This is a genomic window from Sphingosinicella sp. CPCC 101087, from assembly GCF_004151485.1.
In the GTDB taxonomy this organism is placed as follows: Bacteria; Pseudomonadota; Alphaproteobacteria; order Sphingomonadales; family Sphingomonadaceae; genus Allosphingosinicella.
The window spans coordinates 130504-155433 of the sequence record NZ_SBFF01000001.1; the positions used below are offsets into that span (position 1 = coordinate 130504).

Genomic DNA, 24930 nt, shown 5'->3' on the forward strand with positions numbered 1-24930 from the left:
TCTGTCAGGGATAGGCCCCGGCGATCGGGCAGCCATTCTGGAACGGAACCGCGACCAAGCGTTGGCCTCAATCTCCCAGCCGAAGAGCTTCCCGCAGCCTCGCGATGTGCCGGGGAAGCGGCGATCCGACGCGCCCCAGCTTCCAATAACCGGTGTGGGTGAAGAAGGGGCGTCGCTCGCCTTCGATCCGCTTTCCCGCCTCGTCCAGCGCGGGCAGGACAGCGATATCGCGTATGCCCTTCACGGTCCCACCGCTCGATTCGAGGCCGAAGATCGAACCCAGCGGACCGGAGATGATGTCGCCCCAGGCGACGAAGCGGCTCGGCGAGTAGATGTTCGACCAGCGCGTGTAAGCGAACAATGCGGCATGGTGCGGAACCCGCGGCGCTTCCGGATCATGGGAGTCCCCGATCCGGCGCAGCGAATCCGGCCGGTACGTGAAATGGTGGAGACGTGTCGAACGGTCATATTCGAGCGTTGGCGGACAGGAGGGAAGCTGGCGTTGCCTCTTCGCCTCGGCAAGGCGGGCGCGGTCGCGCGCCAACAGAAACTCGGCATGCGTGAGCGGCGATCCTAGAGTGACGAAATCGCTCACGATCCAGGGATTGCCGGTGCGATTGAGCTCACCCAACGCCTGCGCCTGCATTTCCTGAAATTCCTCGATCGACCAGGAGAGCGGCAGCCCCTCCGGCGGAACAGGCCGTGTTTCGACATCCGCCGAGCGCGAGCCTCCGTCCTCGCCCCTCGGCGGAGCCACGGTCGCCATTCCGGCCGCGCGCCGAATGGCATCCTCCAGGCGAAGGCGCGCCGGCTGCTCCTCTGGAACGGCGCCGGACTTGTCCGCGATATCGTGGATGCGCGCGAACGCGTGGGTCAGGATGTCATACGCCACGATGCTGCCGAGCGAGTGGCCGACGACGACGATGCGGTCATATTCCGACTTGCCTTTCCGGCTGTCCGACCGGACCCCCATCAGCGTTTCGAGCAGCTGAACGCCTTCCTCGCGGATTTCCTGGCGGCGGGCGACGTTGGCCGGCTTCGCTTTCACGTAGCGGGCCACGTCGCCGAAATAGCGGACCAGGAACCCGGTGAGCCAGCCGATCGCGGCGGTCACCGCAGCGACCAGCATCGCGCCGCGCCACGACGACTCGTTCCCGTCTCCGGCACCGAGCTGAAGGGTGGCGAGGGCCAGTGCGCCGGCCGCCACGGCCCAGAGCAGGATCCAGACGGACATCAGCCGTGGCGGCACCCGGGTGAAGGGATTTCGCAGCATGAGCTCGAGGAGCCAGCCCCGGACATGGGCCCAGGTCGTGTCGACCATGTGATGGGCCCAGTAGAATTCGTAAAAGTCGGTGCGCTTGCGATTCTTCCCGGTCTCGGTGGTGATCACCCGCAGCTCGAAGCTGCGGTTGCGCCGATCGGGCTTGCTCCAGGAGGCGTTGCGCCTTCGCCTGGCCCCGGTGTCCGGATCGGGCTTGCCCCGATCGACCAGGCTCTCGTCCGTCGTCCAGGTCGCGTCGACGAAGGAGACCAGGGTCTCCATCGGGATCTGCTCGCCCATGCCGTGGATGACGACGACAGCTTGCTTCATGGCCGGCCCCTCCGCCCGTAGCCCTACCATGCTTCGAGGATCGACGCAGGGCTCCGCTGCATGGTTACCGACCCTCCCTCGCCCGGCCAAAATCCGCTATGGACCGCGCGACAAGAATGGAAGGCGATATGAAGGCGACGATCTACCACAATCCGAAATGCGGAACTTCGCGCAAGACGCTGGATATTCTCAAGGAATCCGGAGCGGACGTGACCGTCGTGGAATATCTGAAGACGCCGCCCGACAAGGCCGAGCTGAAGCGCCTGTACGAGCGTGCCGGGATCAGGCCGCGCGAGGGATTGCGAGCGAAGGAGGCGCTGGCGGGCGACCTGGACCTTGTCGAGGGCCCGGTCAGCGACAATGCGATCCTCGACGCCATGGTCGAAAATCCGATCCTCATCGAGCGCCCGCTGGTCGAGACGGACAAAGGCGTGCGCCTGTGCCGACCTCAGGAAAAGGTGCGCGAAATCCTCTGAGGGCACTGGGAAGCCCGAGCGGCGCGGCGTAAGATGCGCCCGATGTCGGTCCTCGATCCCGACCTGCTTTTGCGCGCCTACGCGATCGGCGTGTTCCCAATGTCGGACAGCCGTGACGCCCGCGATGTCTACTGGGTCGAGCCGCGGCGGCGGGCCGTCATTCCGCTCGACCGATTCCATCTCTCAAGATCACTGCGCAAGACTTTGCGTTCGGGGCGTTTCGAGGTCACGCTCGATCGCGCCTTTCCGGAAGTGGTACGGCATTGCGCCGATCGCGAGGACACCTGGATCAACGAGCCGATCGAGCGCAGCTACAACCTGCTACACAGCTCCGGCCACGCCCATTCGATCGAGGTCTGGGAGACGGAGGCTGGGCGCGGACGGGATCTGGTCGGCGGCCTCTACGGGGTTCGACTCGGCGCAGCCTTCTTCGGCGAAAGCATGTTCTCGAAACGGACCGACGCGTCCAAGGTGGCGCTGGCCTGGCTGGTCGCCCGGCTGATCGTCGGCGGGTTCCAGCTGCTCGACTGTCAGTTCATGACCGAGCATCTTCGCCGGCTCGGCGCCGTCGAAATTCCCCAATCGGACTATCTGACGCTGTTGGCCTCGGCGCTCGGCGGCACTTCGGCCGGCGATTCCGCGGCCGCTTCGCCATTCGCCGAAGGTTCCGCCGGGGCCGGTTCGGCCACAGGCTCCGGCGCCGCCGAGTTCGGCGCGCTCGACCGGCTGCTCGCCGGGCGTTCGGCCGGCTCGGCGCCCGAGGGATGGGTCATCGCGCAGCTCTTGGGCCAAACGTCGTAGACCGGATGTTCGACCACGTTCAGCGACGGCGACTCGCGATACAACCAGCCCGAGAAGACGCGCTGGAACTGACCCTGGGGATTGCGAACGTCGACCTGGACGAACGCGCCGGTGAGCGACTGCACTTCCCACGGCGCGGTCGTCTCGCAGGCGCGCAGCCGCACGATGACGTCGCCGACCCGCACCGCCTGGCCGGGACGCAGCGTGAGATCGCGCGAGAGGCCGTTGCGCTTGTTGAGGAGCCCGAGCACGGCGACTCGCTGCGCCATGGGCGTCGTCCCCGGCTCGACATCGGTCACCGTCTGCGGGACGTCCACGGTCTCGATCATCTCGTTGTCGGCTTCGACATCGCGCTCCGGCGCACCGCCCGGGCCGCAGCCGCTTGCGACGAGCAAAGCCGCCACGACCCAAAATGACCGGCGCGCCGTCATGCGCTCAATCGGGCGTCCATGCCTGATAGTCGCCGCTAGCGGCCTGGCGCTGGCCACCCCGCTCGAGCGCGCCCGACGGGCGGTAAGCGAGCGGCGTGCCGGTGAGGTTCGGCACCGGCGGCTTCAGGAATTTCGGAGGCGGCGGCAATGACCGATCGGGCACGTCCTCGATCTGGCGGGTGAGCCAGGCATACCATTCGGGCGGGACACGGCTGACGTCGTTCGAGCCATTGTACATCACCCAGCGCCGGTCGCCCGCCTTCGCCTGCATATAGACGTTGCCGAGCGAATCCTCGCCGACCTTGCGGCCGTGACGCCAGCTGAACAGCGCGGTACCGAGGGTCGCGCCTTCCCACCAGGTGAAGAGATTCTTGAAGAAGCCCATGGCGGGAGCGCCTAGCGCCTTCCATCGGGCGCGCGCAAGTTTCCTGTCTTCGCTTCCGCGTCCGGCGGCCCATCCTTTCGCGGCAGGGCGAGATAGATGCTGTCGCAATATTCGTTGCCGATCAGCCAGGTCCGCTCCGCTCGACCGGTCTCGACGAAGCCGAGCCGGCGAAGCAGGGCGAGAGACGGCAGGTTGCGCGGGTCGACGTCGGCCGTAATCGCAGGGATCGCAAAGCGCGCGAAGAGACGGGGAATGACGGCGGCGAGCGCCTCCCGCGCCAAGCCGCGGCCCCAATATCCGGGATGAAGGATGTAGCCGATCTCGGGAAGGCGCCAGCAGCCGGCCTTGCCGATTACCTGCCCCTCATGCTCGATCACGAAATCTTCGCTTTCCCCGGGAGGCGCGGCGATCATGCTCTCCAGCCACTCACGCGTCTCGCCTAGGCTCCGGTGCGGCGGCGTCGACCAATAACGCATTGCGCGGGGATGCCCGAGGATCGCATGAATGGCGGCCAGGTCGCCCGGTCGCGCGCGCCGGAGCAGCAGGCGTTCGGTGCGGATCTCGTCGGCTGGCTTGCCCATGAAGCCCCTCAGCCGGGCCAACTTACCCGGTCGCCTTCCCTTATGCCCAACTCGCCCGCGCGGCCTCCCCGAAGCTCGAGCACCGCGGCGACGGGCTCGCCGCCGGAGGTGATCGAATCCTCCGACATCGGCGCCGCATTGGCAGCAATGCGGGCGATTGTCCCGTCCTGGCGGACGAACAGTATATCGAGAGGGATCAGGGTGTTGCGCATCCAGAAACTCGCCGGGCGTGGCGGCTGGAACGGGAAGATCATGCCTTCATCCGGCCCGAGCGCCTCCCGGAACATCAGACCACGCGCCTGCTCGTCCGAGGTGCGCGCGACCTCCACCGTGAAGGGATGGACCCGGCCGCCGCTGCGAATTTCCAGCGCAACGAGATCCAGACCGGAAGGCGCCGTTCGCGCCGGCGCCGGCGCCGGCGCGGAAACACTGGCGATGGGCTCGGCGCGGCAGGCCATGAGCGCGAGCGCGACCATGGCCGCGGCCGCGAGCTTCACGGTCACCGCGACTCGACCTCCACGGCAAGCGGCCCCTTGCGCCCGACGGCGACACGCGCCCGCAGAGGCTGATCCGGCAGCAGGTCGGCGAGGCCGCCGCGGCGCACCGTCTCCATGTGCACGAAAATGTCGACGGATTCGTCTTCGTCGCGCACCAGGAAGCCATAGCCGCGCAAGCGGTTGAACCATTTCACCCGAACCGGCTCGAACGGTCCCGCCTCGTCGAGCAAGGCCGATGGATCGATCCGGTCGGCATTGCCGCCCTGCCCGCGCGCCAGCTCGGGACCGATCGCCTTGCTGAGGTCGATGCTTAGGACCTTGCGGGCCTGCAGGCCGCGTTCCTGCTCGGCCACGAGGCATTCCACCACCGCCCCTTCGGGAAGGCTGCGGCGGTCATGCTCCTTGAGCACGCTGAAATGGACCAGGATGTCCCCCTTCGCGGCGTCGCTGACGACGAAGCCGAAGCCGCGGGTCGCATCGAACCATTTGACCACGCCGGTGAGCTTGAGCAGCCCCTCCTCGTCGCGCGACGAAGCGCCGCCTTCCGGCGGAGCGGCACTTTGCCCGACTGCCATCTCCTGACGCGACATAATCAACGGCCGATCAACCATGGTTTACCGTAGAAGTAACATGGTTTCGCCTTTTGTGAACCATTGCCGTTCAGCCATCGTCCGCTTCCGGGACTGCGCCCGGACTGGCCTGTGCCAGGCGACGCGCCACATCCGGCGAATGACCGGCGCGCAGCAGGGCGCCGAAAGCCTTCTCGCGCTCCTCCCGGCTCGGCTCGGCTCGCGCGAAAGGACCGATCCGGCGCCGCTCGGCGAAGCGGAGCGCCGCCGCCCAGGCGCCCCTTCGCGCCGCTTCGCGCGCCTCCGCGCCATCCTCCTCGTCGATTCCGGCCGCACGCAGTGCGTCGGCGACGCGGCGCACGCCGTAGCCGCGCCGGGCAAGCGAGGCGGCACGGGCGGCGGCGAAGGCGCGATCGTCGACATAGCCGAGGGCGGCCATCCGCTCGACCAGCTCCTCCAATGGCGGGGCGGCCTCGCCGGCCCAGCCGCGATCGCGCAGCTTGCGTTCCAGATAGGCTGTGAGACGGGCTCGGCTCGTGGCATAGCGCCCGACATAGCCCAGGGCCGCTTGTTCCAGGCCGGCCTGGTCGAGCGGCGGGCGATCCTTTCTACGTTGGGGCTGATTCACCGCCATGTTTGTGCCACAGTCGAGCCGGATTATGAACGCGCCTTGGCGAGTAGGGAGCGAACCGGTAGCGGACGCGATCTATGAGGGCATGGATAGAACAGGTCGCCGTGTCCCGCAGACACGGCTTTACGGTGCAGGGCACTGCGGGCCTGGTCATGTCGTCCGACAAGGAACGAGGAGACGTGTCGCGGGCGGACGAGATCCGCAGCGATGCCGATGAATGAGGATTCACCCAGACGTGCTTGAGCATGAAGGCCGGGGAAAGCCGGACGAAGGTGCGGCCGGCCCAGAACCGCAACCGACGCCGACCGACGACGCGCTGCCGCGCCGCTATTCCGACTTCGACACGATGCCGGAGGCGCTGGATTATGCGGCACAGGGCGTGCGCGGCCTGAATTTCCACGACGCGCGCGGGCGCCTGGTCCGCGCCTACCCCTTTTCCGAAGTGCGCGAAGACGCGCTCGCCGCGGCCGCCCGGCTGATCGCCCGAGGCGTCGAGCCGGCCGACCGGGTCGCCCTGCTCGCCGAGACCGCACCCGAATTCGTCGCCCTCTTCTTCGGCGCGCTCTACGCGGGCGCCTGGCCGGTGCCGCTGCCGCTGCCGACCTCGTTCGGCGGCCGCGACGCCTATATAGACCAGCTCGCGACCCAGCTTCGCAGCGCCGATCCGCGGATGCTTCTCTACCCCTCTGAGCTGGACGGCCTCGCCTCCGCGGCGGCCGAGCGAATCGGCATCGAAAGCAGCGACTGGACCCTTTTCAGCGCGGTCGATGCGGCATCCTGTCCGCTCCCGCAGGCCAAGCCCGACGACATCGCCTATCTTCAATATTCGAGCGGATCGACGCGCTTCCCGCATGGCGTCGCGGTCACCCATCGCGCCTTGCTCAGCAACCTGGCGGCGCACGCCCACAGCATGAAGATCGGCCCCGGCGACCGCGGCGTCTCGTGGCTCCCCTTCTACCATGACATGGGGCTGGTCGGCTGCCTGCTGTCGATCGTGGGCAATCAGATGTCGGCCGACTATCTCAAGACCGAGGATTTCGCGCGCCGGCCGCTCGCCTGGCTCGACCTCGTCAGCCGCAACCAGGGCACGACGATGAGCTATTCGCCGACGTTCGGCTACGACATTTGCGCGCGCCGCGTGTCGAGCCAAACCAACGTCGCCGAGCGCTTCGATCTCTCGCGCTGGCGGGTGGCGGGCAATGGCGCGGACATGATCCGGCCGGACGTCATGCAGACCTTCGTCGACACCTTCGCGCCCGCCGGCTTCAAGGCGTCGAGCTTCCTGCCGAGTTACGGCCTCGCCGAAGCCACGCTGGCCGTATCGGTCATGCCTCCCGGCGAAGGCATCGTCGTGGAGATGGTCGAGGAGACCCTGCTCGCCGGCGGCGGCCCGGGCGAACGCGACCGGCCGCAGCGCTACCGGGCGGTCGTCAACTGCGGCAAGCCGGTGCGCGACATGGAGATTGAGATACGCGGCGACGACGGCAGCCGATTGGCCGAGCGCGAGATCGGCAAGGTCCATTGCCGCGGACCATCGGTCATGGCCGGCTATTTCCGCGACGAAGCGGCGACGGCGGCCTGCCTCGACGCCGACGGCTGGCTGGACACGGGCGACATGGGCTACATGTCGGACGGCTATCTCTACATCGTCGGCCGCGCCAAGGACATGATCATCATCAACGGCAAGAATCACTGGCCCCAGGACATCGAATGGGCGGTGGAGCAGCTGCCGGGATTCAAGGCCGGCGACATCGCCGCTTTTTCGATCACCACTCCGGGCGGCGAGGAAACTCCCGCGGTGCTGGTCCAGTGCCGCACGTCCGATCTTGCGGAGCGCGGACGGCTTCGGTCGATCATCCGCGAACGGGTCCGCGCAATCACCGGCATCAATTGCGTGGTCGAGCTCGTGCCGCCTCGCTCGCTCCCGCGGACCAGTTCGGGCAAGCTCTCGCGCGCCAAGGCGCGCAACCTCTACCTCTCCGGCGAGATCCAGACCTATGACATCGCCGCCTGAGCTCGCGAGCTAGCGCCCGCGGCCCGCTCTTTTCCGGACGGTTGGGATAACCCTTCCCTAACGCTTTGACGGCTAGGATTCCCGAAGGGGAGCAAGATCGGCTCTCCGAGAGGGCCATGACCGAGAAAAGCCTTCCCAAGCTCGACTGGAAGGTCGTCTTCAACCGCGCCGCCCCTCCCGGCAGCCGGGGATGGGGACGGGTGCGCGCCGCTCAGCTCATCGAAATGGGGCGGGCGATGGAGATCGCTGCCTGGGGGCAGACGTTCAATGCGCTCCTGATCGCCTATATGATGCTGGGCCGCGCGACGTCGGTCCACATCGCCTTGTGGCTGTTCAGCCTGTTCCTGCTCATGCACGCCATCTCGCGGACCCGAGCCAGGCTGCGCCGTCGGGCGATCCATTCCATCCCGCGCCAGACGCTGAACCGCGCGGCCTATCACAGCGTGATGTTCGGCTTCGTGTGGGCGTTCCCCGCGCGCTATTTCTTCGAGTTCGCCTCGCACTCGCAGCAGCTCGGAATCTGCGTCATCACCGCAACGATGATGGCCGGCGCCGCCTTCATCTTCGCACCGGTCGCCGCCGCCGCCGCGCCCTACGTGCTGATCATGGGGATCGCGGTGACCCGCATGCTGATGACGACGGACTCGCTGCTCATTGCCGCGATCGGCCCGATCTACACGGCAGCGATGCTGGCGATGGTGGTGATCAACGGCCGCGCCTTCATGCAGCGCAAGTGCCTCGACCTGATGCTCGAGGAGCGGCAGGAGACGGTGAGGCTACTCTTGCGCGAGTTCGAGAGCAGCGACGCCGACTGGCTTTGGCAGACCAACGCCAAGCTGAACCTGCAGAACGTGTCGGCGCGCTTCGCCCGCGCGATCGGCCGAAGCCCCGAAGAACTGGAAGGCACCGCCTTTCTCGACCTTCTGAAACCAGTGCCGCGCCACGACCAGTCGCTCCGGCGCGCGCTCGCCACCGCAGAGTCGGCAATCGCGCGGCGGGAGCCGATCACCGAGCTGGTCATTCCGGTGCAGGCCGGAGACGCGGTCAGGAACATCGAAGTTTCGGCGCGGCCGACCTTCAACAAGAGCGGGCGCTTCATCGGATATCGCGGTGTCGGCTCCGACGTCACGCAGGCGCGTCTTGCGGCCGACCGCATCGCCCACATGGCTCGGCACGACGCCCTCACAGGTCTCCCCAACCGGCTGCAGCTGCTCGAGAATCTCAGCGACGCGCTGGAGACCAGCAAGGCGCGCGGCGAGGAATGCGCGGTGCTGCTGATCGACCTCGACCGGTTCAAGGCGATCAACGATTCGCTCGGCCACATTGCCGGCGACCACCTCCTGCAGCAGGTTTCGCGCTGCCTGGAGGCGGTCGTTTCGGACGAGATGACCGCCGGGCGGCTGGGTGGCGACGAATTCGCGATCGTCGTGCCCGAGATCGAGAGCCGCGCGGAGCTGGAGCAATTATGCCTGGCCCTGGTCGGCGCGCTCCAGGGGCCATTCCTCTACCGCGAGCAGCGCCTCTTCATCGGCGCCAGCATCGGCGTGGCGATCGGTCCGCGCGACGGGGAGACTGTCGAGGACCTGATCCGCAGCGCAGACCTGGCGCTGTATCGGGCCAAGGACGGCCCCGGCAACGACATCAGCTTCTTCGAGCCGAGCCTCCATGCTCGCGCAGAGGAAAGGCGCAGGATCGAGCTGGCACTGCACGGCGCCCTCGACGCCGGCGAGTTCACGCTCAACTACCAGCCGATGGTCGAGGCGACAAGCGGCCGCATCGTGAGCTTCGAGGCGCTTCTGCGCTGGAACAATCCCGAGCTCGGGCAGATCTCGCCGGGCAAGTTCATCCCGATCGCCGAAGAGACCGGAATGCTCGGGCGGATCGGCGAATGGGTCCTACGCGCCGCCTGTCGCGAAGCGGCGTCCTGGCCAAGCGAGGTGGCGATTGCGGTCAACGTGTCGCCGCGACAGCTGCGCGATCCGGGCTTCATCGTCACCCTGGTGTCGGCCCTGACCCAGGCCAATCTCGAGCCGCACCGGCTCGAGCTGGAGGTCACCGAGACGATCTTCCTCGAGCTCAGCGGGGCGACGCAAAGAGCGCTGCAGCAGCTTCAGAGCCTTGGCGTCCGCCTCGCCATGGACGATTTCGGGACCGGCTATTCCTCGCTCGGCTATCTGCGCAAGGCCGATTTCGACACATTGAAAGTCGACCGCAGCTTCGTCCACGCAATGTCGACGAGCGACCCTGAAAGCACCGCCATCATCCGCGCCGTCGTGGCCCTCGCCGGCAGCCTTGGCATGAAGACGGTCGCGGAAGGCGTCGCGACCGAGGAACAGCTCGAGCTGGTGCGGACCCTTGGATGCGACCTCGTCCAGGGCTATATCATTTCCAGGCCCGTTTCGGCGTCGGCTGCGAAGTCGATGCTGGACGAGAACCGGAACCGGGCCGCGGCCTGATGGCGGCGGAATCCGGCCTTGCGCTGCTACAGGCGCACGGCTAAGGACCGCCCACTCTGGCTCAGGGCCATCGTCGCCGCATCGTGATTGCCGAAAAACGGCAGCCACGTTTCGGCACGTTGCTTAGGAGTGTAGCTCAGCTGGTAGAGCATCGGTCTCCAAAACCGAGGGCCGGGGGTTCGAGTCCCTCCACTCCTGCCACCTTCGCCTGAGCGGCGGGGTCCGGATTCGGAGGGATGTCGAAACAGTGATGGGCACTGTTTCGAGGCCTCGGCGGCTCCGGAAACGGCGGCCGCCTGTGGCCTTATTCGCGTTGATTTCATGAGGTTTTGAGCGTGGCGAGAGTCAGTCCCGGCGAATTCCTGCGGCAGGTCCGCGCGGAGACGGCCAAGATCGTCTGGCCGGGCCGCCGCGAGACGATGATGACCGGCTTGATGGTCGTGATCATGACGTCGCTGCTCGCCTTGTTCTTTTTCGGGGTCGACACGGCGTTCAGTTCGATCGTCCAGGCCCTGCTCGGCCTGCTGAGCTAGAGGTGCAGAAGATTTAGCATGTCACGCTGGTACATCATCCACGCCTATTCGGGCTTCGAGAACAAGGTTCGCGACGCGATCATGGCCGAGGCCACCCGGCTCGGGCTCGACCGGCTGGTCGAGGCCGTGGAGGTCCCGACCGAGAAGGTCACCGAGGTCCGCCGCGGCAAGAAGGTGACGTCGGACCGCAAGTTCTTCCCGGGCTACGTCCTGGCGAAGCTGCAGATGAGCGACGACGTCTATCACCTCGTGAAGAACACGCCGAAGGTGACGGGCTTCCTCGGCTCCAGCGGCAAGCCGCAGCCCATCTCCGACGCCGAGGCGGCGCGGATCCTCAACACCAAGGACGAGGCGGCCGCAGCGGCGCCGAAGGCCAAGGTCAGCGTCGATTATGAGATCGGCGACAATGTGAAGGTGCTGGACGGGCCGTTCGCCAGCTTCAACGGCATCGTCGAGGAGCTCGATTTCGACCGCGGGCGGGTGAAGGTCTCGGTCTCGATCTTCGGTCGGGCCACGCCGGTCGAGCTCGAGTTCGAGCAAGTGGAACGCGTGAAATAGAAGACTGTCCCGGCACGGGCCGGGACCAAGGTTCAGGACTTCGGCGTCAGCCGGATTCCGCAACGAGGCAAGGCTGCCCCCCGCCCTTGCCGGGAAACGCGGGGGGCAATGTGCGGGAGGGCGCCTCAGGTACCCGCTTGGACCGCTAAACTTGAACCGGGCATCCGTTTCGGCGGAGCCCAGCAACAGAGTGAGAAAAATGGCGAAGAAAGTAACGGGCTATATCAAGCTCCAGGTGCCAGCAGGCGCCGCCAATCCGTCGCCGCCGATCGGCCCGGCCCTGGGCCAGCGCGGCGTCAACATCATGGAATTCTGCAAGGCGTTCAATGCGGCGACTGGCGAGCTCGAAAAGGGCATGCCGATACCTACGGTCATCACCGTCTATGCGGATCGCAGCTTCTCGTTCGAGACGAAGACGCCGCCCGCGACCTTCCTCCTGAAGAAGGCGGCCAAGATCCAGTCCGGTGCCAAGGAGCCCGGCAAGCAGACCGCCGGCCGCGTCACGCGGGCCCAGCTGCGGGAGATCGCCGAGGTCAAGATGAAGGACCTCAACGCGAACGACATCGACGCCGCGGCGAAGATCATCGAAGGCTCCGCCCGTGCGATGGGCCTCGAAGTGACGGGGAGCTGATCATGGCCAAGCTGACCAAGAAGCAGAAGAAGCTCGCCGAGAGCCTCGACACGATGAAGCTCTACGCCGTCGACGAGGCGATCGAGACGGTGAAGGCGAATGCCACTGCCAAGTTCGACGAGACGATCGAGGTGGCGCTCAACCTGGGCGTCGATCCGCGCCATGCCGACCAGATGGTCCGTGGCGTCGTCACCCTGCCCGCCGGCACCGGCAAAACCGTCCGCGTGGCCGTGTTCGCGCGCGGGGACAAGGCCGAGGAAGCGACCAAGGCGGGTGCCGATATCGTCGGTGCCGAGGACCTGATGGAAACCATTCAGGGCGGCCAGATCGACTTCGACCGTGTCATCGCGACGCCGGACATGATGGGCATCGTCGGACGGCTCGGCAAGGTGCTCGGTCCCAAGGGCCTGATGCCGAACCCGAAGCTGGGCACGGTCACCCCGAACGTCGCCGAGGCGGTCAAGGCCGCAAAGGGCGGCCAGGTCGAGTTCCGGGTCGAAAAGGCCGGGATCATCCACAGCGGGATCGGCAAGGCCAGCTTCTCGAACGAGGATCTGAAGCGGAACTTCGACGCCTTCGTTGACGCCATCGTCAAGGCGAAGCCGTCGGGCGCGAAGGGCAAATACGTCCAGAAGGTCGCGCTGAGCTCGACTATGGGCCCCGGCCTCAAGGTCGACATTTCCGAAGTCGCCTCGGTCTAGTCCTGGCGCGAACGGATTCCGGCATCCTGGCCGGACCGGCCAGAGCGCCACGGGGTGACGCAATGCGGTAGAAGGAAGGGCCGCCGGCATCCGCCGGCGGCCCTTTCGACGTCCGCCGCAAATGCGAGCCCGACCGCGAGCTGGCGGCGGCACGGCCAGCATGCGCCTCGTGACCAGCGGATGTGGACGGAACGACCGGGGCCGCTGCGCCCCGATTGAACGCCTTGGCAGGGCGAATCAGGCGCACCCAGGTTCCGCAACGGCACGCGATTGACTTTCCGCCGGAAAGCTCTAGATGCGCGCCTTCGCCTGTGGGCATCGCCCCAGGCTCCGTCCGAGACAGCTGGCGCCCGTAAGGGCTTAATCTCCAGCCTAGACGGGGAAAAGACTTCCGGCGCCACAGCATGGCGCTTCCGGATGCCTGCCATGAGTCCTCCGGGCTCGGGCTGCTTTCTCCCCTTCGGACCCGTGGCGCGTGGGCTTTCCACGTGTCGTTTCGCGTCCGGCGGATGGTCCGTCGGACGGAGTTGGAGAGAAGCATGGATCGAGCTCAAAAAAGAGAGCTGGTCGCCGAGCTGAAGCAGACGTTCAACGAGACCCAGGTGGTCGTGATCACCCGGAATCTCGGCATGACGGTGGCGCAGTCCACCGCATTGCGGAACCGCATGCGCGAGGCCGGCGCCCGGTACAAGGTAGCGAAGAACCGGCTCGCTCTCATCGCGCTCGAGGGAACGCGCTACGCACCGATCAGCGACATGCTGAGCGGTCCGACCGCGCTCGCGACGTCGTCCGATCCCGTCGCGGCCGCCAAGGCCGCGGTGGACTTCGCCAAGACCAACGATCGTCTCGAGATCGTCGGTGGGGCGATGGGCGATACCCTCCTCGACGCGAATGGAGTGAAGGCGCTCGCCGAGCTTCCGTCGCTCGACGAACTGCGTGCAAGAATCGTGGGCCTCATCCAGGCGCCCGCGACCAAGGTGGCGCAGGTCGTCCAGGCGCCGGCCGCCCAGCTGGCCCGCGTCCTTCAGGCTTATGCCGACAAGGAAGCCGCATAACCGACGCTTACGTCATCCGGCAAACGCCGGGCCCAGACGGAAAATCCGGCAATCGCCGGGGTTCAACAGACATCGAATTGGAGACAGAAAATGGCAGACATCAACGCGCTGGTTGACCAGCTTTCCGAACTGACGGTCCTCGAGGCCGCCGATCTCGCCAAGGCGCTCGAAGAGAAATGGGGCGTCTCGGCCGCCGCGGCCGTGGCCGCTGCTCCGGCCGCCTCCGGCCCGGCCGCTCCGGCCGCCGAGGAAAAGACCGAGTTCGACGTCATCCTCACCGGCGACGGCGGCAAGAAGATCAACGTGATCAAGGAAGTGCGCGCGATCACCCAGCTCGGCCTCGGCGAGGCCAAGGCGCTGGTCGAAGGCGCGCCCAAGCCGATCAAGGAAGGCATCCCCAAGGCCGAGGCCGAGGAGATCAAGAAGAAGATCGAGGAAGCCGGCGGCACCGTCGAGCTTCGCTAAGCTTCTTCGCGAGCTTTCGAGCAGAGAGGGGCGGCTCCGATAGGGGCCGCCCCTTTCTTTGCCTTCGGCCGGCGCGCCGGAAAGTGGCCGCGGCCCAAAGGGATTGATGAGGAGGTTTGGCGGGTGCCGAGCCGCCGGCGGCCTACGCACCCTGCCCTTCGTCACGCCGCGTGAACCCGTGCCTTCCGATCAGGCCCGTTCGAGCTCCCCGCGGAGCCTGGCCTCGACGCTCTCCAGCAGGCCGGAAGCGCGGTCGGTCGGGAACGGCTCGAGCGCCTCGCCGGCGGGCAGGCCGACCTCGAACGAGGCCGAGGTGCGGCCTTCGCTGCCGTCGGGCAGCGTATAGCGGGCGTCGGCCACCACGACCGGCAGGACCGGCTCGTCGACACCTGCCTTCGGAAGGGACAGCGCCGCCTCGACTCGAGCGCCGTCCCCAGCCGGGATGGACACCGCCTGATGCTGCGCGTCGGCCGGGGGCTCGATCAGCATCCGCTCCATCTCGGTCCCGGCGGCCGATCCGGCCGCGAACATCCAGGTCGAGATCCGAACGTCGCTGGCCGGAACCGATCCGGTATTTCCGACCGTCAACTCGAACTCCACGACCGTGTCGTCGCTGGTCGTGCCCGCCCGCACCGGGCGAAGCAGGAATTCCAGCCATGGGCGATCTGCCGGCGCCTCCGAGCCGGCAGCGAGCGCCGCCACATCGTCTGCGTCCGGCTCGCCGAGGGAAATCCTTTCCACCGGTCCCGCAGCCGAGTCGGGGGCCTGTTCGACGGGCCTTGCTTCGAAGGGCGCCGCGGCGGCCAGCGGCGCGGGAGCGGCAATCGGCACCGCGCCCGCGAAGGTGGCGGATCCGGAGACGTCGGGTGCGGGCGCCGGCGCGGGATCGTAGGCGGGCTCTTCTCCGTAGGAATCCGCATAGACCAGGTCGTCCGTGCGGCGACGCCGCCGAAGCAGCATGAAGGCTGCGAAGGCGATGACCGCAAGAAGCCCGCCGATCAGCCAGGGCAGGATGGCGCCGAAGCCCGCCTCGCTTTCAGCCGGCGGGACAGGCAGCTCCCGCAATATCGTCGCTGCCGCCGGCGGGGGCTCGGCCGGCGTGACGCCAGATTCGGCTGGCGAGGCGGCGGTCGTCACTTCGGCCGCGGGCGCGGGCTCGGGCTCGGCGGCGGCCGCAACGGATCGCGGCGCCGGCCGTGAAGCCCTGCGGACAGCCGCGGGTGCGGGTTCTTCGCGTGCCTCGGCTGCTGGTGCCGGCTCGGCCGCGCGAGAAACCGGCGGTGGCGGTGGCGGTGGCGGTGGCGGCGCCGGTCTGGACTCGCCCGGCGGCGGGCCGACCACTGGCGGCGGGGCTAGTGCGGCCGGCGGTGCCGGTGGGGGCGCCGTGACCGGTGGCGGTGCGTTCACTACCGGCGGCCGGGCGGTCGCCGCGGTCTGCGCAACGGCAGGGTTGAGAGGCAGCGCAATACCCGCAAGCAGCAGGGCGATCGCGGCGCGTGGGGTGCGTGCGGAGTGTTTCATAACAGGGGAAGAATGATTCCGGCGGCACCTCGGGCTCGGCCCGCCGCAAAATGCACGTCGAACGGAGACCATCTGGAGCCAGGACGAGGACCAGGCCCCACCACCGACTCAACAGCAAGAATCGATGGGGGAATTGCGAGCGACTTGCGACAATGGCGGCGACAGGCTCGTCGGCCTCTTTACATCACCGTTCCCTGACCTTATATCGCGCTCCTCACCACAGCCCTTCGGAACAGGATGCGTCGTCGCGCCGCGCATTCAACGCATTGATCGGCTGAGGTTTCACAGGACGCTGAAGCTGCGGTTTCTTCAAGGAAGAGACCCGCGGCTTTTTGCGTTTGAGCGCCCCATTTCGACCGCTGCCGGCCCGCCGGAAGCGGTCCGGCAGCATAAAGCCGCGTCCCGGCCCTCGGGAACGGCAGGAACAGAGGCACCAGATCCCCATGGCGACAAAGTCAGCCCAGCCCACCGAGACCCGGCCGAGCGTGTCCAAGCGCATCCGCAAGATCTTCGGAAACATCCACGAAGTTTCCGAGATGCCGAACCTCATCGAGGTTCAGCGTGAGAGCTACGAGCAGTTCCTCCGCTCGCGCCCGCAGGACGGCTACGTCTCCGGGCTGGAGAAGACCCTTCGCTCGGTCTTCCCGATCCGCGACTTCGCCGGGACGGCCGAGCTGGACTTCGTCCATTACGAGCTCGAGGATCCGAAGTACGATACGGACGAGTGCCGGCAGCGGGGCATGACCTATGCCGCGCCGATGCGCGTTACGCTGCGCCTCATCGTGTTCGAGGTCGATCCCGACACGGAGACCCGCTCCGTCCTCGATATCAAGGAGCAGGACGTCTACATGGGCGACATGCCGCTGATGACGAAGAACGGCACGTTCATCGTCAACGGCACCGAGCGCGTCATCGTCAGCCAGATGCACCGCTCGCCGGGCGTCCTGTTCGACCATGACCGCGGCAAGACCCATGCCTCGGGCAAATATCTCTTCGCCGCCCGGGTCATCCCCTATCGCGGCTCCTGGCTCGATTTCGAGTTCGACGCCAAGGACATCGTCAACGTCCGCATCGACCGCAAGCGCAAGCTGCCCGTCACGGCCCTGCTTCACGCGCTCGACATGTCGAGCGAAGAGATCCTCAACACCTTCTACGAACGCGTTGTCTACGTGCGCGGCGCAAACGGATGGCAGGTGCCCTTCGTCGCCGAGCAATGGCGCGGCCAGAAGCCGAGCTTCGACATCGTGAACGGGGACAATGGCGAGGTCGTGTTCCCCGCCGGCCAGAAGATCAGCCCCCGCGCCGCCAACAAGGCGGCCAAGGACGGGCTCGCCAGCCTGCTCATCCCGACCGAGGAGATTTTCGGCCGCTTCTCCGCCTTCGACCTCGTGAACGAGTCGACAGGCGAGATCTATATCGAGGCGGGCGACGAGGTCTCCCCCGAGAATCTCGAGAAGCTGGACAAGGCCGGAATCGATCGGATCGAGCTGCTCGACATCGACCATGTCAACACCGGTGCCTGGATCCGCAACACGCTCAAGGCCGACAAGGCCGAGGATCGCGATCAGGCCCTGGCCGACATCTATCGCGTCATGCGCCCGGGCGAGCCGCCGACCCGCGAGACGGCCGAGGCATTGTTCGCCGGGCTGTTCTTCGATCCCGAGCGCTACGACCTTTCCGCGGTCGGCCGCGTCAAGCTCAACATGCGTCTCGACCTCGATGTCGAGGACACCGTCACCACGCTGCGCAAGGAAGACATCATCGCGGTGGTGAAGACCCTCGTCGGCCTGAAGGACGGCAAGGGCGAGATCGACGACATCGACAATCTCGGCAACCGCCGCGTTCGCTCTGTCGGCGAGCTGCTCGAGAACCAGTATCGCGTCGGGCTGCTTCGCATGGAGCGGGCGGTCAAGGAGCGGATGAGCTCGGTCGACGTGTCGACGGTGATGCCGAACGACCTCATCAACGCCAAGCCGGCCGTGGCCGCGGTGCGCGAGTTCTTCGGTTCGTCCCAGCTCTCGCAGTTCATGGACCAGACCAACCCGCTGTCGGAGGTCACCCACAAGCGCCGCGTCTCGGCGCTCGGGCCGGGCGGCCTCACCCGTGAACGTGCGGGCTTCGAGGTCCGTGACGTCCATCCGACCCATTATGGCCGGATCTGCCCGATCGAGACTCCGGAAGGGCCGAATATCGGCCTGATCAACAGCCTCGCCAGCTTCAGCCGGGTGAACAAGTACGGGTTCATCGAGACTCCCTACCGCAAGGTGATCGACGGCAAGGTCACGTCCGAGGTCATCTATCTCTCGGCCATGGAAGAAGCGAAGCATACGATCGCCCAGGCGAATGCCGAGCTGAACGAAGACGGCAGCTTCGGCGAGGAGATCGTCTCGTCGCGGCGGGCCGGCGACTTCCTGATGGCGCCGCGTGATCAGATCACCCTGATGGACGTGTCGCCCAAGCAGCTCGTTTCGGTGGCCGCCTCGCTCATTCCGTTCCTGGAGAATGACGACGCCAACCGCGCGCTGATGGGATCGAACATGCAGCGCCAGGCGGTGCCGCTGGTCCGCGCCGAAGCGCCGCTCGTCGGCACCGGCATGGAAGAGACGGTGGCGCGCGACTCCGGCGCGGCGATCGCCGCCCGGCGCTCGGGCTATGTCGACCAGGTCGACGCCGCCCGCATCGTCATCCGCGCGACCGAGGACGTCGAAGCCGGCAAGGCCGGAGTCGACATCTACACGCTGATGAAGTTCCAGCGCTCGAACCAGAACACCTGCATCAACCAGCGCCCGCTGGTGAAGAAGGGCGACTTCGTCCGCAAGGGCGACGTCATCGCCGACGGTCCGTCGACCGACCTCGGCGAGCTTGCGCTGGGCCGCAACGTGCTGGTCGCGTTCATGCCCTGGAACGGCTACAACTTCGAGGATTCGATCCTGATCTCCGAGCGGATCGTGAAGGACGACGTCTTCACCTCGATCCACATCGAAGAGTTCGAGGTGATGGCCCGCGACACCAAGTTGGGGCCGGAGGACATCACCCGCGACATCCCGAACGTCGGCGAGGAGGCGCTCAGGAATCTCGACGAGGCGGGCATCGTCTATATCGGCGCCGAGGTCGAGCCGGGCGACATCCTGGTCGGCAAGATCACGCCGAAGGGCGAGAGCCCGATGACTCCGGAGGAGAAGCTGCTTCGCGCCATCTTCGGCGAGAAGGCCTCCGACGTGCGCGACACGTCGCTGCGCTTGCCGCCGGGCGTCTCCGGCACCGTCGTCGAGGTGCGCGTGTTCAACCGGCACGGCATCGACATCGACGACCGCACCCGGGCGATCCAGTCCGAGGAGAAGGACCGGCTTCGCAAGGACGCCGAGGACGAGCGGGCCATCCTGAAGCGCTCGACCTATGCCCGACTGCGCGAGATGCTGCTCGGCCAGACGGCCACGGCAGCGCCGAAGGGCGTGAAGAAGGGCGCCGTCATCGACGCCGAGGCGATGGACTCGGTCGAGCCGCACGAATGGTGGAAGTTCGCGGTCAAGGACGACAAGCGTCAGGCCGATCTCGAGGCGGTTCGCGCCCAGTATGACGAAGCCGAAGCGGCGATCCGCCGGCGCCTGGAAGACCGGATCGAGAAGCTCGAGCGGGGCGACGAGCTGCCGCCGGGCGTGCTCAAGATGGTCAAGGTCTTCGTCGCGGTGAAACGCAAGCTGCAGCCGGGCGACAAGATGGCCGGACGGCACGGCAACAAGGGCGTGATCAGCCGCATCCTTCCTGAAGAGGACATGCCCTTCCTGGAGGACGGCACGCCGGCCGACATCGTGCTCAACCCGCTCGGCGTGCCGAGCCGGATGAACGTCGGCCAGATCTTCGAGACCCATCTGGGCTGGGCCGCGCGCGGCCTCGGCAACCAGATCAAGGTGATGCTGGAGGACATGCGGCATCGGGCCGAGGGGATAGACACCTCCGACGTGGCGAAGGTCCGCGCACGCCTGAAGGAGGTCTACGGCAAGTCCTATCATGCCGAGCTCGACTCCCGCGACGACGAGCAGGTGATGGAGCTCGCTTCCCACCTCATCATGGGCGTGCCCATGGGCACTCCGGTGTTCGACGGTGCGCGCGAGGCGGACGTCTCCGAGATGCTCCGCCTGGCGGGCTTCGACGAGAGCGGCCAGGTGACCCTGTTCGACGGACGCACCGGGGATGCGTTCGACCGGAAGGTGACGGTGGGCTACATCTACATGCTGAAGCTGCACCATCTGGTGGACGACAAGATCCACGCCCGCTCGATCGGCCCCTACAGCCTGGTCACCCAGCAGCCGCTGGGCGGCAAGGCGCAGTTCGGCGGTCAGCGCTTCGGCGAGATGGAGGTGTGGGCGCTCCAGGCCTATGGCGCCGCCTACACGCTCCAGGAGATGCTGACGGTCAAGTCGGACGACGTGATCGGCCGGACCAAGGTCTACGAGGCGATCGTCAAGGGCGACGACACGTTCGAGGCCGGCATTCCGGAGAGCTTCAACGTGCTCGTCAAGGAGATGCGCTCGCTCGGCCTGAACGTCGAGCTGGACAGCATCGCCGACGGTGAAGAGGACGACTTCGCTCAGGCCGCGGAATGAAATCCCTCCCTCTCCCCCTCGGGGGAGAGGGCCGGGGAGAGGGACAGTGCCGCCACACCCCCTCTCCCTTCGCCGCTGATGCGGCACTTCCCTTCCCCTGACGGGGGAGGGTGACAGAGGAAGAGACAGATGAACGAACTGACCAACTTCGCCAACCCGGTCGCCAAGCCGGAGACATTCGACCAGATCAAGATCGGTATCGCCTCGCCCGAGCGCATCCGCTCCTGGTCGTTCGGCGAGATCAAGAAGCCCGAGACGATCAACTACCGCACGTTCAAGCCCGAACGCGACGGCCTGTTCTGCGCGCGCATCTTCGGTCCGATCAAGGACTATGAGTGCCTGTGCGGCAAGTATAAGCGCATGAAGTACAAGGGCATCGTCTGCGAGAAGTGCGGCGTCGAGGTGACCGTCTCCAAGGTTCGCCGCGAGCGCATGGGCCATATCGAACTGGCCGCGCCGGTTGCCCATATCTGGTTCCTGAAGTCGCTTCCGAGCCGGATCGGCCTGTTGCTCGACATGCAGCTCAAGCAGCTCGAGCGGGTGCTCTATTTCGAGAGCTACATCGTCACCGAGCCCGGCCTCACGCCGCTTGAAAAGTATCAGCTCCTCACCGAGGACGAGCTGCTCGACGCGCAGGACGAATATGGCGAGGACGCCTTCACCGCCGGGATCGGCGCGGAGGCCGTCAAGCAGATGCTCATCGACCTCGACCTCGAGGGCGAGCGCGAGCAGCTGCTCCAGGAGCTGGCCGAGACCAAGTCCGAGCTGAAGCCCAAGAAGATCATCAAGCGGCTCAAGGTCGTCGAGAGCTTCCTGGAATCCGGCAATCGGCCGGAATGGATGATCCTCGACGTCGTTCCGGTCATTCCGCCCGAGCTTCGGCCGCTGGTGCCGCTCGACGGCGGTCGCTTCGCCACTTCGGACCTCAACGACCTTTATCGCCGCGTCATCAACCGCAACAACCGCCTGAAGCGGCTGATGGAGCTTCGCGCGCCGGACATCATCGTCCGCAACGAGAAGCGCATGCTTCAGGAGGCGGTCGACGCCCTGTTCGACAATGGTCGCCGCGGGCGGACGATCACGGGTGCCAACAAGCGCCCGCTCAAGTCGCTGTCCGACATGCTGAAAGGCAAGCAGGGCCGGTTCCGTCAGAACCTGCTCGGAAAGCGCGTCGACTATTCGGGCCGTTCGGTCATCGTGACCGGCCCGGAGCTGAAGCTGCACCAGTGCGGCCTGCCCAAGAAGATGGCGCTCGAGCTGTTCAAGCCGTTCATCTACTCGCGCCTCGACGCCAAGGGTCTCTCCATGACCCTGAAGCAGGCGAAGAAGTGGGTCGAGAAGGAGCGGAAGGAAGTCTGGGACATCCTCGATGAGGTGATCCGCGAGCATCCGGTTCTGCTGAATCGCGCTCCGACGCTCCACCGTCTCGGCATCCAGGCCTTCGAGCCGGTGCTGATCGAGGGCAAGGCGATCCAGCTTCATCCGCTGGTCTGCGCCGCGTTCAACGCCGACTTCGACGGCGACCAGATGGCCGTGCACGTACCGCTGAGCCTCGAGGCCCAGCTCGAAGCGCGCGTCCTGATGATGTCGACCAACAACATCCTGTCGCCCGCCAACGGCAAGCCGATCATCGTTCCTTCGCAGGACATGGTGCTCGGACTCTATTATCTGTCGATGGAGCGCGAGGGCGAGCCGGGCGAAGGATCGCTGCTGGCCGACATGGCGGAGGTGCACCAGGCCCTGTTCAACGGCACGGTGACCCTGCACACGAAGATCATCAGCCGCGTCCCGCAGACCGACGAGGACGGGAACGTCCACATGCGGCGCTTCGAGACGACTCCGGGCCGCATGCTGCTCGGCGAGACGCTTCCGAAGAGCCACAAGGTGCCGTTCGAGACCGTCAACCGGCTCCTCACCAAGAAGGAGATCGCGGACGTCATCGACATCGTCTACCGCCACACCGGGCAGAAGGAGACGGTGCTGTTCGCGGACGCGATCATGGCGCTGGGCTTCCGTCACGCCTTCCAGGCCGGCATCAGCTTCGGCAAGGACGACATGATGATCCCGCCCGAGAAGGAGCAGATGGTCGAGGAGACCCGCACCCTCGTGAAGGATTTCGAGCAGCAGTATCAGGACGGGCTCATCACCCAGCAGGAGAAGTATAACAAGGTGATCGACGCCTGGAGCCGTTGCGGCGACCAGGTGGCGAATGCCATGATGGAGAAGATCAAGGCCCAGCCCAAGGACGAGAACGGCCGGATGGCGCCGATCAACTCCATCTACATGATGGCCCATTCGGGCGCCCGCGGCTCGCAGGCGCAGATGAAACAGCTCGCCGGCATGCGTGGCCTGATGGCCAAGCCGTCGGGCGAGATCATCGAGACCCCGATCATCTCGAACTTCAAGGAAGGCCTCACCGTCCTTGAATATTTCAACTCCACCCACGGCGCCCGCAAGGGTCTGGCCGACACGGCATTGAAGACGGCGAACTCGGGTTACCTGACTCGCCGCCTGGTCGACGTCAGCCAGGATTGCGTGATCGTCGAGGAGGATTGCGGCACCGAGAACAGCCTCGACATGCGTGCGATCGTCCAGGGTGGAGCGGTCATCGCTTCGCTGGGCGAGCGCATCCTTGGCCGCACCCCGGCCGAGGACGTGGTCGATGCCAAGTCGGGCGAGACGATCGTGGCCGAAGGGGAGCTCATCGACGAGGCTGCTGCGCTCAAGATCGACGAGCTGGCCATCCAGTCGGTGAACATCCGCTCGCCTTTGGTGTGCGAGAGCGAGATGGGCGTCTGCGGCAAGTGCTATGGGCGCGATCTCGCCCGCGGCACTCCGGTCAATATCGGCGAGGCGGTCGGCGTCATCGCCGCCCAGTCGATCGGCGAGCCGGGCACCCAGCTGACGATGCGGACGTTCCACATCGGCGGCGCCGCCCAGCTCAACGAGACGTCGAGCCTGGAAGCCGCCGTCGACGGGACGATCGAGCTCAGGGACCTGCCGACGATCGTCGACCCGCGCGGTCGGCGCATCGCCATGGCCCGCAACGGCGAACTCGCGATCGTCGACATGGACGGGCGCGAGCGGGCGTCGCACCGCATTCCTTACGGTGCGCACATGATGGTCGACCATGGCCATATCGTCAGCAAGGGCGACCGTATCGCCGAATGGGACCCGTTCATGATGCCGGTGATCACCGAAAAGGGCGGCATCGTGAAGTTCCAGGACCTGATCGAGAACAAGACCCTGACCGAGCAGACCGACGAAGCGACGGGCATTGCCCAGCGCGTCGTCACCGACTTCCGCGGCTCGGCTCGTTCGAAGGAGGATCTGCGTCCGCGCATCACCCTGCTCGACGAGCAGAGCGGCGAGGCGGCCCGCTACATGCTGTCGCCGGGCGCGATGCTTTCGGTGGAGGATGGCCAGCGGATCGAAGCGGGCGAGGTTCTCGCCCGCGTCAGCCGCGAAGCCGCCAAGACCCGCGACATCACCGGCGGTCTGCCGCGCGTCGCGGAGCTGTTCGAGGCGCGCAAGCCGAAGGAGAATGCGATCATCGCCAAGGTTTCCGGTCGGATCGCCTTCGGCAAGGACTACAAGGCCAAGCGCAAGATCGCGATCATCCCCGAGGAGGGCGGCGATCCGGTCGAGTATCTGGTGCCCAAGTCCAAAGTAATCGACGTGCAGGAGGGCGATTTCGTCAAGCGCGGCGACAATCTGATCGGCGGCTCGCCCGATCCGCACGACATCCTCGAAGTGCTCGGCGTCAAGGCGCTGGCGGAGTATCTCGTGTCGGAGATCCAGGAGGTCTATCGTCTCCAGGGCGTGAAGATCAACGACAAGCATATCGAGGTGATCGTCCGCCAGATGCTCCAGAAGGTCGAGATCACCGAGAGCGGCGACTCCACCTTCCTGGTCGGCGAGCAGGTCGACCGGCAGGAGATGAACGAGGTCAATGCCAGGTTGAAGGCTCAGAAGAAGAAGCTGGCCGAAGGCAAGCCGGTGCTGCTCGGCATCACCAAGGCGAGCCTGCAAACCCGTAGCTTCATCTCCGCCGCCTCCTTCCAGGAGACGACCCGCGTCCTCACCGAAGCCTCGGTACAGGGCAAGGTCGACAGCCTCGAAGGCCTCAAGGAGAACGTCATCGTCGGCCGCCTCATCCCGGCTGGCACCGGCGCGGGCATGAAGCGGATGCGGGTCGCGGCTTCGTCGCGCGACGCGGCGCTTCGCGCGCAGCACCGGGCGATCCAGGAGGCGCTTTATGCTCCGAACAGCGCCGCGGAGGAGCATGAGGCCGAGCTTGCCCAGGGTCTCGAGGCGGCGATCAACGCCGATCCGCTGGCCGAAGTGACGGCGAGTGGCCACGGCACCGACGCCGATGCCGGCGACTATCTGAAGGCGGAGGCCGAAGGGGAGTAATCCCCCTCGCCTCG

20 protein-coding genes, 1 tRNA gene and 1 pseudogene are annotated in these 24930 nt (G+C 66.4%); 14 read left to right on the plus strand and 8 right to left on the minus strand.

Features of this window, described 5'->3' with window-relative positions; translation table 11 throughout:
- Positions 1 to 67: 67 nt before the first annotated feature.
- Positions 68 to 1591, minus strand: coding sequence for a hypothetical protein (locus tag EKM57_RS00635; RefSeq protein WP_129790535.1), 1524 nt, complete (start codon positions 1589 to 1591; stop codon positions 68 to 70).
- Between the two features lie 128 nt (positions 1592 to 1719).
- Here EKM57_RS00635 and arsC point away from each other — a divergent pair, with 128 nt between their 5' ends.
- Entirely contained in the window at positions 1720 to 2067 is a 348-nt protein-coding gene (gene arsC / locus EKM57_RS00640) for an arsenate reductase (glutaredoxin) (protein WP_129790536.1), read from the plus strand.
- Positions 2068 to 2109: 42 nt separating this feature from the next.
- Positions 2110 to 2868 carry a leucyl/phenylalanyl-tRNA--protein transferase gene (aat, locus tag EKM57_RS00645; RefSeq protein ID WP_129790537.1) on the plus strand — a complete coding sequence of 253 codons (759 nt, stop codon included), beginning with the start codon at positions 2110 to 2112 and terminating at the stop codon, positions 2866 to 2868.
- A 35-nt stretch (positions 2869 to 2903) separates the two neighbouring features.
- Here aat and EKM57_RS00650 read toward each other — a convergent pair.
- The 6 genes and pseudogenes from EKM57_RS00650 to EKM57_RS00675 form a co-directional block, all read right to left on the minus strand.
- A pseudogene (locus tag EKM57_RS00650) lies at positions 2904 to 3299 on the minus strand (DUF2155 domain-containing protein); the annotation flags it as partial.
- A 4-nt stretch (positions 3300 to 3303) separates the two neighbouring features.
- On the minus strand, positions 3304 to 3684 hold the full coding sequence (locus tag EKM57_RS00655; protein ID WP_129790538.1) for an NADH:ubiquinone oxidoreductase subunit NDUFA12: 381 nt from the start codon (positions 3682 to 3684) through the stop codon (positions 3304 to 3306).
- A gap of 11 nt (positions 3685 to 3695) precedes the next feature.
- Positions 3696 to 4265 (minus strand): GNAT family N-acetyltransferase, encoded by a 570-nt coding sequence (locus EKM57_RS00660; RefSeq protein ID WP_129790539.1) that lies wholly within the window; start codon positions 4263 to 4265, stop codon positions 3696 to 3698.
- An 8-nt stretch (positions 4266 to 4273) separates the two neighbouring features.
- Positions 4274 to 4768 carry a DUF192 domain-containing protein gene (locus tag EKM57_RS00665; RefSeq protein ID WP_243450834.1) on the minus strand — a complete coding sequence of 165 codons (495 nt, stop codon included), beginning with the start codon at positions 4766 to 4768 and terminating at the stop codon, positions 4274 to 4276.
- The gene (locus EKM57_RS00670) at positions 4765 to 5352 is read right to left on the minus strand and encodes a cold-shock protein (protein WP_129790540.1); all 588 of its coding nucleotides are present in this window, start codon (positions 5350 to 5352) and stop codon (positions 4765 to 4767) included. Before EKM57_RS00670 ends, EKM57_RS00665 begins: the two co-directional genes overlap by 4 nt.
- 70 nt (positions 5353 to 5422) lie before the next feature.
- Positions 5423 to 5965 carry a regulatory protein RecX gene (locus EKM57_RS00675; protein ID WP_129790541.1) on the minus strand — a complete coding sequence of 181 codons (543 nt, stop codon included), beginning with the start codon at positions 5963 to 5965 and terminating at the stop codon, positions 5423 to 5425.
- 343 nt (positions 5966 to 6308) lie between these two features.
- Here EKM57_RS00675 and EKM57_RS00680 point away from each other — a divergent pair, with 343 nt between their 5' ends.
- The 9 genes from EKM57_RS00680 (at position 6309) to rplL (ending at position 14375) form a co-directional block, all read left to right on the plus strand.
- Complete coding sequence (locus EKM57_RS00680; protein ID WP_243450859.1) at positions 6309 to 7976, plus strand: fatty acyl-AMP ligase; 1668 nt, start codon at positions 6309 to 6311, stop codon at positions 7974 to 7976.
- A gap of 116 nt (positions 7977 to 8092) precedes the next feature.
- Positions 8093 to 10432, plus strand: a complete 2340-nt coding sequence (locus EKM57_RS00685; protein WP_129790543.1) for a bifunctional diguanylate cyclase/phosphodiesterase — start codon at positions 8093 to 8095, stop codon at positions 10430 to 10432.
- Positions 10433 to 10557: 125 nt separating this feature from the next.
- A tRNA-Trp gene (locus EKM57_RS00690) sits at positions 10558 to 10633 on the plus strand.
- A gap of 134 nt (positions 10634 to 10767) precedes the next feature.
- Positions 10768 to 10965, plus strand: a complete 198-nt coding sequence (gene secE / locus EKM57_RS00695; protein ID WP_129790544.1) for a preprotein translocase subunit SecE — start codon at positions 10768 to 10770, stop codon at positions 10963 to 10965.
- 18 nt (positions 10966 to 10983) lie between these two features.
- On the plus strand, positions 10984 to 11523 hold the full coding sequence (gene nusG, locus EKM57_RS00700) for a transcription termination/antitermination protein NusG (RefSeq protein ID WP_129790545.1): 540 nt from the start codon (positions 10984 to 10986) through the stop codon (positions 11521 to 11523).
- Between the two features lie 199 nt (positions 11524 to 11722).
- A complete protein-coding gene (gene rplK, locus EKM57_RS00705; RefSeq protein WP_129790546.1) occupies positions 11723 to 12154 on the plus strand; it encodes a 50S ribosomal protein L11 in 432 nt (143 codons plus the stop codon).
- 2 nt (positions 12155 to 12156) lie between these two features.
- Complete coding sequence (gene rplA / locus EKM57_RS00710) at positions 12157 to 12855, plus strand: 50S ribosomal protein L1 (protein ID WP_129790547.1); 699 nt, start codon at positions 12157 to 12159, stop codon at positions 12853 to 12855.
- A gap of 539 nt (positions 12856 to 13394) precedes the next feature.
- Complete coding sequence (gene rplJ, locus EKM57_RS00715) at positions 13395 to 13910, plus strand: 50S ribosomal protein L10 (protein WP_129790548.1); 516 nt, start codon at positions 13395 to 13397, stop codon at positions 13908 to 13910.
- 90 nt (positions 13911 to 14000) lie between these two features.
- On the plus strand, positions 14001 to 14375 hold the full coding sequence (rplL, locus tag EKM57_RS00720; protein WP_129790549.1) for a 50S ribosomal protein L7/L12: 375 nt from the start codon (positions 14001 to 14003) through the stop codon (positions 14373 to 14375).
- Positions 14376 to 14564: 189 nt separating this feature from the next.
- Here the strand turns inward: rplL and EKM57_RS21700 are convergent, their stop codons facing one another.
- Positions 14565 to 15512, minus strand: coding sequence for a hypothetical protein (locus EKM57_RS21700; RefSeq protein ID WP_206185241.1), 948 nt, complete (start codon positions 15510 to 15512; stop codon positions 14565 to 14567).
- Positions 15513 to 15610: 98 nt separating this feature from the next.
- Between EKM57_RS21700 and EKM57_RS22095 the strand changes: the two genes are divergently transcribed.
- From EKM57_RS22095 to rpoC, 3 genes are all read left to right on the plus strand, one after another.
- The gene (locus tag EKM57_RS22095; protein WP_206185242.1) at positions 15611 to 15763 is read left to right on the plus strand and encodes a hypothetical protein; all 153 of its coding nucleotides are present in this window, start codon (positions 15611 to 15613) and stop codon (positions 15761 to 15763) included.
- A 576-nt stretch (positions 15764 to 16339) separates the two neighbouring features.
- Positions 16340 to 20500, plus strand: a complete 4161-nt coding sequence (rpoB, locus tag EKM57_RS00730; RefSeq protein ID WP_129790550.1) for a DNA-directed RNA polymerase subunit beta — start codon at positions 16340 to 16342, stop codon at positions 20498 to 20500.
- Between the two features lie 129 nt (positions 20501 to 20629).
- Positions 20630 to 24916: a DNA-directed RNA polymerase subunit beta' gene (rpoC, locus tag EKM57_RS00735; protein ID WP_129790551.1), complete on the plus strand. Its 4287-nt coding sequence runs from the start codon at positions 20630 to 20632 to the stop codon at positions 24914 to 24916.
- The last annotated feature ends 14 nt before the right edge of the window (positions 24917 to 24930 follow it).

Excerpts from the sequence above, each read along its gene's own strand:
- rpoC (WP_129790551.1), top strand. The coding sequence starts at position 20,630 with ATGAACGAACTGACCAACTTCGCCAACCCGGTCGCCAAGCCGGAGACA.
- rpoB (WP_129790550.1), top strand. The coding sequence starts at position 16,340 with ATGGCGACAAAGTCAGCCCAGCCCACCGAGACCCGGCCGAGCGTGTCC.
- arsC (WP_129790536.1), top strand. The coding sequence starts at position 1,720 with ATGAAGGCGACGATCTACCACAATCCGAAATGCGGAACTTCGCGCAAG.
- EKM57_RS00685 (WP_129790543.1), top strand. The coding sequence starts at position 8,093 with ATGACCGAGAAAAGCCTTCCCAAGCTCGACTGGAAGGTCGTCTTCAAC.
- nusG (WP_129790545.1), top strand. The coding sequence starts at position 10,984 with ATGTCACGCTGGTACATCATCCACGCCTATTCGGGCTTCGAGAACAAG.
- EKM57_RS00680 (WP_243450859.1), top strand. The coding sequence starts at position 6,309 with ATGCCGGAGGCGCTGGATTATGCGGCACAGGGCGTGCGCGGCCTGAAT.
- aat (WP_129790537.1), top strand. The coding sequence starts at position 2,110 with ATGTCGGTCCTCGATCCCGACCTGCTTTTGCGCGCCTACGCGATCGGC.
- EKM57_RS00655 (WP_129790538.1), bottom strand. The coding sequence starts at position 3,684 with ATGGGCTTCTTCAAGAATCTCTTCACCTGGTGGGAAGGCGCGACCCTC.
- EKM57_RS00660 (WP_129790539.1), bottom strand. The coding sequence starts at position 4,265 with ATGGGCAAGCCAGCCGACGAGATCCGCACCGAACGCCTGCTGCTCCGG.
- EKM57_RS00675 (WP_129790541.1), bottom strand. The coding sequence starts at position 5,965 with ATGGCGGTGAATCAGCCCCAACGTAGAAAGGATCGCCCGCCGCTCGAC.
- rplK (WP_129790546.1), top strand. The coding sequence starts at position 11,723 with ATGGCGAAGAAAGTAACGGGCTATATCAAGCTCCAGGTGCCAGCAGGC.
- EKM57_RS00635 (WP_129790535.1), bottom strand. The coding sequence starts at position 1,591 with ATGAAGCAAGCTGTCGTCGTCATCCACGGCATGGGCGAGCAGATCCCG.
- EKM57_RS00670 (WP_129790540.1), bottom strand. The coding sequence starts at position 5,352 with ATGTCGCGTCAGGAGATGGCAGTCGGGCAAAGTGCCGCTCCGCCGGAA.
- rplJ (WP_129790548.1), top strand. The coding sequence starts at position 13,395 with ATGGATCGAGCTCAAAAAAGAGAGCTGGTCGCCGAGCTGAAGCAGACG.
- rplL (WP_129790549.1), top strand. The coding sequence starts at position 14,001 with ATGGCAGACATCAACGCGCTGGTTGACCAGCTTTCCGAACTGACGGTC.
- rplA (WP_129790547.1), top strand. The coding sequence starts at position 12,157 with ATGGCCAAGCTGACCAAGAAGCAGAAGAAGCTCGCCGAGAGCCTCGAC.